The sequence below is a fragment of the Arthrobacter sp. genome (assembly GCF_030540645.1).
GTDB lineage: Bacteria > Actinomycetota > Actinomycetes > Actinomycetales > Micrococcaceae > Specibacter.
The window spans coordinates 1-4,647 of the sequence record NZ_JAUNVV010000133.1 but is presented as its reverse complement, the minus strand read 5'-3'; the positions used below and the strand labels follow the sequence as shown (position 1 = coordinate 4,647).

Sequence of the window (4,647 nt, the reverse complement as noted above, 5' to 3'; positions counted from 1 at the left end):
TCCTGCGGCGCAGGACAGAACCGCCCACACTCAAACAATTGAGCCGATTTTACTCTCAAATGCCCTGTGCCCTAGATACAAAACACGGCAAGGTGTTCGCTGGTTCCCAGGACACTTCACGAAACACCTCCCACAACGGGCCCTCCTTGCGAGAAAGTCCATGTTCTCATAAAGTCAGGCCCGACCACTGTGAAACTCCTACCCATTAATTTCCGTATCAACCCTCCTCAGACCGGCTCGGTGGGCTCCTCAGGATGTCGCAAACCAAGATCATTGGCATCCCGGCGCGAGTAGGTCAGGATATGAACAGCAGCCCAGCGCCTGCCTTTGCCGAGCTCCTAGCCTGGCAAGCCTTGGCGGAATTCGTGGAAAGAAGACAATGAGCGGGATTGATGATCTCTTAGCAGAGTCCAATGACCGTTGGTCGCGGGCCAGGAGAAATGTCCAGGATGTCCAGGACCTTGGCTTGAGCCAAGCCTTAAAAACCTACTACATCCGTTATTTCCCTGCCGGAGTGCTTATCCTGGTAGCGGCCGGAACCGGGGTCAGTCTGCTAATTTTCGGCGGCACTCTGTCCCGCTGGACATCGTATCTGGCCTTCGGGTTTGCCCTTGCCGCGGGCGGCACCGTCATAGGCGGGCTGATCTACAACACCAAGAAAGTGTCCTCAGCAGCACGCATACCTCGGGCCGACATACTGTATCCGTTGGAGAGCGAGGAGCGAAAACAGATAAACCGGCAGATCGCCGGAAAATCCCCCATCGACAGAGAACACCTTTCGGTCACCCGGGCTGGCGCCGTCCAGCAACGCAAAAGCTTGGCCACACTCCTGCTACTAATGCCAAGCAACTTGATCTTGTTCACTGCAATAGCGGCGAACTGGGCCGGCCAGGAAGATCCCCTCGTTTGGGTCATGCTGATAGTAGTAGCACTATCGACCGTCGTGATCCTGTTTCTTGTCCGCGACTTTCGGCGAACCGGCCGGTTGCTGACAACCACATCCGAAGAATAAACCCTGCTCAGAACAACATTCACCCTTAGCCCATGGCAACCCAACACCTAGAGATCGCAGACCACCGCCACTAAGCACCGCAATCCATGGGCTGCTGCCGGTCACTTTCAGCGTCACTTTGATGCTACCGGAGGTGCTGGCGAACCCCCTTGTGGCAATCACAGGTTGTCACCGCTGCACCGCGGATTCGGCACGGGCGCTATCGAACATGCTTCGTTTGGACAGCGCGTCGTCGCCCGCGCTCCACACCGTGTGTCAGTCGTCGCTGGTGACGATGCGCCGCCGCGCGCTGAGCAGGTCGATGCCCGGACGGTACGCCACATAGTCTTCAACCGCGTCCAGCACTGCAACAATGTGGGCGCGGTCTGCGGACACCAAGCCCGCACCAACGGCTGCGCGGCGGTGCAGGTCCTGCAGGTCCACCTCCGCAATGGAGACGTCGAAGCGTTTGCGTACTTCGGCGAGCACGGGGCGCAGCACGGACCGCTTCTCCTTCAGGGAATGAATGTCGCCAAACAAGAGGTCAAATTCAATCCAACCGATCCACATTTCCCCAACCTCCTCCGGGTTCCCCGTGACCTTAGAGCTTTTTGCCAGCGTTGATTGATGCGCTCATGAATTCAGCAACGATCTTTTGCGAGATGGACACGTCCAGCACGAACACGCCTTCGTCGTGCGTGTCCAGCCATTCACTCAGAACTTCAAGCTCGGCCAGCGTGCTGATCTTGGCTCCTTCGGCGCCGAGCGCGCGGCCCACGGCAGCGAAGTCCACCTCGTCGATGAGCATCGCGGCAGGGTCAAGGCCTTTGGAAGCGTATTGGTGGAGTTCGGCACCGTAGGCGGAGTCGTTCAGCACCACTATGACACCCCTGCGGGTGGCACGGAGGAACGTTTCAAAGTCCGCCAAGCCCATGAGCCCGCCGCCGTCGCCGGTGACAAAAACGGTGGTGCGGTCCGGGCGGGCTGCAGAGACTCCCGCCGCGGAGCCGAAGCCGAGCCCAATGGACTGGAACGCAGTGCCCACCAGAATCATGGCCTGCGGGTCCGGCACGGAGAGGTACATCGGAGCCCAGCCGATGAAGTGGCCCCCGTCCATGACCAGCGAACGTTCCTTGGGCAGGATATCCTCCAGGGCGGCAACAACCGCCCGGGGGTTCAGACGGCCGTCCAAGCCGAACTCGGCCGGGTTCTCTACCGGTGCCGCAGAACGGAACGACTCGGTGGCAACGTCCGGCACCTGCGAGCGCCATGCGCTGGACTCGTCCACGGCGGGCAACCGTTCGATGAGTGCCTGCAAAGCTGGCCCAAGGTCCGCCCGCAGGTAGTCGGTCACCTGCGCATGGGCCATTTCTGACTCGGGTTCGTTGTCAATGCGGATGACCGTGGTGGCGGAAGCCAAGAGGGTGCCGTAGCGGGATTGGAAGGCGTTCAGTGATGCCCCCACCACCAGCACCACATCGGCCTGCTGGGCAAGTTCCAGCCGGTGGTCGCGGGTGAAGCCTCCTGCGATGCCGAGGTTCCATGAGGAATCGACGATGTTGGTCGCCATAACCGAGGTCATGAACAGGGCACCGAGCCGGTCCCCCAGCTCAAGAAGCGGCGCCTGCGCACCCGCCAGCAGCACGCCCCGCCCGGCCAGCACCAGAGGCCGCTTGGCGCCGCGGAGCAAAGCGGCCACCTCATCCAGTTCAGCGGCTCCGGCTCTCCAGGCAGTTTTCTCCGGGAGCGGCTCCAGCTCAACCTGCTCGGTGAGCGTTGCGGTGGCGTAGTCATAGGGGATGGCAAGAACCACCGGCTGCACTGTCTGTAGGGCCAGGTCGAAGGCCCGGTGCGTCATTGCAACCGCGTTCTCCGGTCCGGCGACCAGCGTGGTGACCCCCACGGCAGCGGATGCCGCCGTCTGGTCGACGTCGAAGGCCCTTCGCCCGGTCGTGGGCGCATCGCCGGTCACCAGCACCAACGGGATGCGGGCCAGCCGCGCTTCGGCGAGGGCGGTATAGGCGTTCGTGAACCCGGCCCCGTACGTTGTTGTCGCGGCACCCACCTTGCCCGTGGCACGGTGGTAGGCGTCCGCCATCGCCACCGTTGCGGCCTCATGCCTGGCCGACGTGAACGGGAACCCTGCGGAGGTGAGGTGGCTGACCAGGTGGGCGTTGCCATTTCCCAACAGCCCGAACAGGTGGTCTGTCCGCTCCGCAATGACGTCGGCCACTGCCGTGGAGACGCTTGCGGCCGCAGCGGAGTCGGCGTTCACAGTGGTGCTCATGGTGTTCCTTCTTTCATGGAATATGTTCTGGCGCAGCAGCGCTAGACGATCGCGGAGATCCCCGTAATGGCACGCCCCGCGATGAGCGTGTTGATTTCGTGCGAGCCTTCATACGTGTAGATGGCCTCGGCGTCGGCGAAGATCTTCGCCATCTTGTAATCGGTGACAATGCCGTTGCCGCCCAGAATGGACCGGCCCATGGACACGGTCTCCCGCATCGCTGCCGTGGTGTGGGCCTTCGCCAACGCCACCTGGGCCATGCTCGGCGACCCACCCTTGTGCTTTTCAGTGACCACTACGTGCGTTCCGGCGGCTTCTGCAGCGTCCTGCAGCGCGGCAATCCGCACCATCATCATCAACGACGACGTCGCGTTGCCCAGCATTTTCACCAGCTGCGCCTGGACCATTTGGAACGCCGCCAGCGGTTTACCGAACTGTTGACGTTCGACGGCGTACGCCCGGGCCACGTCGAAGGCGGCAAGTTGCTGGCCCACGGCCTGCCAGGCGACGGAGATGCGCGAGCCCTGCAGCAGCTTGTTCGTGTCCTCAAAGGAGCTGACCGTGGCAACCCTGTCCCGCTCCTCCACCTTCACATCAGTCAAAACTATATGCGCGTTTTGCACAGTCCGCAGCGCAATCTTGTGCTCGATCTTTGTCCGCTCCACCCCGGGCAGCGACGCGTCGAGGAAGAAGCCGCGCACCTGCCCCGTTTCGGCATCCTTGGCCCAGAGCAGCATGTGCTGGCAAAACGTCCCATTGCCAATCCAGCGCTTGGCGCCGTTGAGCACCCAATGGGTGCCGCCGTCGTCCTCCACCTTCAACGCGGTGGTGACCAGGCCGCCAGCCACGTCGCTGCCGTGATCGGGCTCGGTCAGGGCAAAAGCTCCGGTGGTGCGCAGGGCGACGGCGTCCGGCAGCAGCCGCTCCTGCTGCTCCGCGGAACCAAAGTCGGAGAGCGCCTGCACAAACAAGTCGTGGTGGACCAGGAAAAACGTGGCCAAGGAGGTGTCCACCCGGGTCATTTCCGCCACGACCAGACCCGTGAACAGGTGGCTGAACTGGCGCCGATCCGGGGCGGCCAAGCCCAGCGCCGCAATCTTCGGCAGGAGGTGTGCCGGGAACTCGGCGTCGTTCCACCAGCCGACGGCGTGCGGGGCCACCTCCTCCGCCAGAAATTCGCGCAGCTGCGCCAACTTGGCCTGCTCCGCCGCGCTGAGCAGCGACTCAACGTCATAAAAATCTGCGCTGGGAAGGCTGGCGAGATTCTGTGGGGTGTACTCGCGCCGGCTCACTGGGGTGACATCCGGATGGCACCGTCCAGGCGGATGGTCTCACCGTTGAGCATGGCGTTGGCAACAATGTGCTCCAC

At 62.5% G+C, this 4,647-nt stretch carries 4 protein-coding genes and 1 pseudogene; 1 reads left to right on the top strand and 4 read right to left on the bottom strand.

The window, feature by feature from the left end; genetic code table 11:
• Nucleotides 1–379: 379 nt before the first annotated feature.
• On the top strand, nucleotides 380–1,012 hold the full coding sequence (locus Q4P21_RS15795; protein ID WP_303389677.1) for a hypothetical protein: 633 nt from the start codon (nucleotides 380–382) through the stop codon (nucleotides 1,010–1,012).
• A gap of 255 nt (nucleotides 1,013–1,267) precedes the next feature.
• On the opposite strand, the gene Q4P21_RS15790 is transcribed toward Q4P21_RS15795, so the two are convergent.
• From Q4P21_RS15790 to Q4P21_RS15775, 4 genes and pseudogenes are all read right to left on the bottom strand, one after another.
• Nucleotides 1,268–1,561 carry a DUF503 domain-containing protein gene (locus Q4P21_RS15790; protein WP_303389676.1) on the bottom strand — a complete coding sequence of 98 codons (294 nt, stop codon included), beginning with the start codon at nucleotides 1,559–1,561 and terminating at the stop codon, nucleotides 1,268–1,270.
• 31 nt (nucleotides 1,562–1,592) lie between these two features.
• A complete protein-coding gene (locus tag Q4P21_RS15785) occupies nucleotides 1,593–3,278 on the bottom strand; it encodes a thiamine pyrophosphate-binding protein (RefSeq protein ID WP_303389675.1) in 1,686 nt (561 codons plus the stop codon).
• Nucleotides 3,279–3,319: 41 nt separating this feature from the next.
• A complete protein-coding gene (locus Q4P21_RS15780; RefSeq protein WP_303389674.1) occupies nucleotides 3,320–4,570 on the bottom strand; it encodes an acyl-CoA dehydrogenase family protein in 1,251 nt (416 codons plus the stop codon).
• Nucleotides 4,567–4,647 (bottom strand): annotated as a pseudogene (locus tag Q4P21_RS15775) (3-hydroxyacyl-CoA dehydrogenase); the annotation flags it as partial. The pseudogene Q4P21_RS15775 and the gene Q4P21_RS15780, both read right to left, overlap by 4 nt.

Coding starts and splice junctions, on each gene's coding strand:
- Q4P21_RS15795 (WP_303389677.1), top strand. CDS start 380: ATGAGCGGGATTGATGATCTCTTAGCAGAGTCCAATGACCGTTGGTCG.
- Q4P21_RS15790 (WP_303389676.1), bottom strand. CDS start 1,561: ATGTGGATCGGTTGGATTGAATTTGACCTCTTGTTTGGCGACATTCAT.
- Q4P21_RS15785 (WP_303389675.1), bottom strand. CDS start 3,278: ATGAGCACCACTGTGAACGCCGACTCCGCTGCGGCCGCAAGCGTCTCC.